This window comes from Faecalicatena contorta (assembly GCF_021531995.1).
GTDB classification, from domain to species: domain Bacteria; phylum Bacillota; class Clostridia; order Lachnospirales; family Lachnospiraceae; genus Dorea_A; species Dorea_A contorta_A.
Genome location: NZ_JAFBIZ010000219.1, coordinates 1 through 1915, shown reverse-complemented (window position 1 = coordinate 1915; position 1915 = coordinate 1). Strand labels below are relative to the sequence as shown.

Below are 1915 nucleotides of genomic sequence, written 5' to 3'. Positions count from 1 at the left end.
GGTAGAGTAGGTTAGAGGGCTTTGCCCTCTCTCCCCTCATCAAACCGTGCATGAGGTTCTCCCTCACACGGCTTTCCGACATTCTTCTTTCTACAGCATTACGTCATGCCGTAGCCATTCTTTTTAAGCCTTTTTCATATAAGGTGCTTCTCACATATCCCACCTTTGACATATGGTTACGTCTCTGATGTTTCTTGTTGTACCATCTCGTAAAGGTACATATAATGTACCAGTCAAGTGCCTGCATCCATTTATCACTTGTCTTTGTTGTGTAATAGTTCTTCCACCCTGTTATCTTCGGATTCAGATTCTTTATTAAATCCTCTTCGCTTGCTACCAGTAGACTTCTACTATTCACGTTCGACTTTATTGCAGACTTCATCTTTTTCATTGCCTTTCGACTTGGGTACTGATAGGTCTCTTGAAAAGTGTTTCCCTGTCTCGTCTCTGTTGTCATACGCCTGTGATGCATTCCCAGGAAGTCAAAGCCTTCCTGTCCGTCCCACATACATACAATCTTCGTCTTAACAGGATGTAGTTTCAAGTCCAGTTTTCCCATGATGTACTGCAACAGTGTCAATGCATGGTTTGCACTTTTCTTGTTCTTGCAAATGATTACAGTATCATCCGCATACCTTACGAGTATTCCATGGGTACGTCCATACTTTTCCCACAGTCGGTCTAGCGTGTTCAAGTAGATATTTGCTAATAATGGCGAAATAACCGAGCCTTGGCTCGTTCCCAGTTCGCTTATTTCTAGGATGTTCCCATAGAGAACCCCTGATTTCAGCCACTGCCTTATGAGTTTTTGGATTCTTCTGTCTGAGATTCTTAACTCAATAAGCGCCATTAGCTTATCTTGATTTACGTTGTCAAAGAACTTTTCGATGTCTGCATCTACCACGTAGTAACCTTTGTTGTTGCATGCTTTTCTGACTACCTCTAGTGCCTGTTTTGCACTACGCTTCGGTCTGAATCCGTAGGAACAGTCCTTAAAGTCCGCTTCGAATACGGGCTCTATTGCTATCTTTGTAGCCATCTGCACAATTCGGTCTTTCACACATGGTATTCCAAGTGGTCTCTGACTTCCGTCTGGTTTTGGAATCATCACTCTTCGAACTGGTAGTGGTCTGTATGTTCCGCTTTTTAATTCTGTCTGTATTCCAGTTAGATATCGGTTCACTCCGCTTGCCTCTATGTCCTCTATTGTGATTCCATCTACTCCGCTAGAGCCTTGATTGGCTTTCACTCGCTTCCATGCTTCATACATGACGTCATCCCGATAGACTTTGTCATAAAGCGCATGGAATCTTCTGCTACTGCATTTCTTGGCTGTCAGATATAGTTTGTTTTGAAGTTGTCGAACTTTTTCTTTGGAGTTATTAGTCTGCATGACATTCTCTCACTCTTACCCTCTCTACAAACATGAATGAAGTAAGGAACCTTCCCATAAACTGCGTTATCTTGCACAGTCATTGTCGGTACTATGTTCCTCTCCGACTCCCTCCCATCAGAAAATACGACTTCGCCAAGCTTATACGCCTTCTTTTTACCTTTCGGTGATGGGTAGGGTCTCTCCAGTTCCGAACCACACTTTTCATACATACCGCTTCCTCTATACCGAGGGATTCCTCCGTGCTGCTTTCCAGTATCTTCACACGTTCCATGGCTTTCACCCATATGCCCAGAGTTCAGCTTCCCCTTGTTCTCTTGCCAGAGACCTTTTTAACGATACGGCAGAATTCACTTTATGTTACGGTCTGTATGATTGCTCGCTCCTCTTATTGAGGTTACTTTATCCACTCGCTTAGCACCCTGTATTACTACAACGCACTGAGTTTAGCTACACGGCTCACTGGCGATTACCGTGACCGGACTTACACCGGCAAGTGTGGTCCAGCTTCGCTGGACACAC

At 44.1% G+C, this 1915-nt stretch carries 2 protein-coding genes; both read right to left on the bottom strand.

Going from position 1 to position 1915, the window contains the following annotated elements; translation table 11 throughout:
• Positions 1–103 precede the first annotated feature (103 nt).
• Positions 104–1393 carry a group II intron reverse transcriptase/maturase gene (gene ltrA, locus JQM82_RS15390; protein ID WP_235251290.1) on the bottom strand — a complete coding sequence of 430 codons (1290 nt, stop codon included), beginning with the start codon at positions 1391–1393 and terminating at the stop codon, positions 104–106.
• The gene (locus JQM82_RS15385; protein WP_235251289.1) at positions 1336–1605 is read right to left on the bottom strand and encodes a hypothetical protein; all 270 of its coding nucleotides are present in this window, start codon (positions 1603–1605) and stop codon (positions 1336–1338) included. The genes ltrA and JQM82_RS15385 overlap by 58 nt, the downstream gene beginning before the upstream one ends.
• Positions 1606–1915 lie beyond the last annotated feature (310 nt).

Coding starts and splice junctions, on each gene's coding strand:
- JQM82_RS15385 (WP_235251289.1), bottom strand. CDS start 1,605: ATGTATGAAAAGTGTGGTTCGGAACTGGAGAGACCCTACCCATCACCG.
- ltrA (WP_235251290.1), bottom strand. CDS start 1,393: ATGCAGACTAATAACTCCAAAGAAAAAGTTCGACAACTTCAAAACAAA.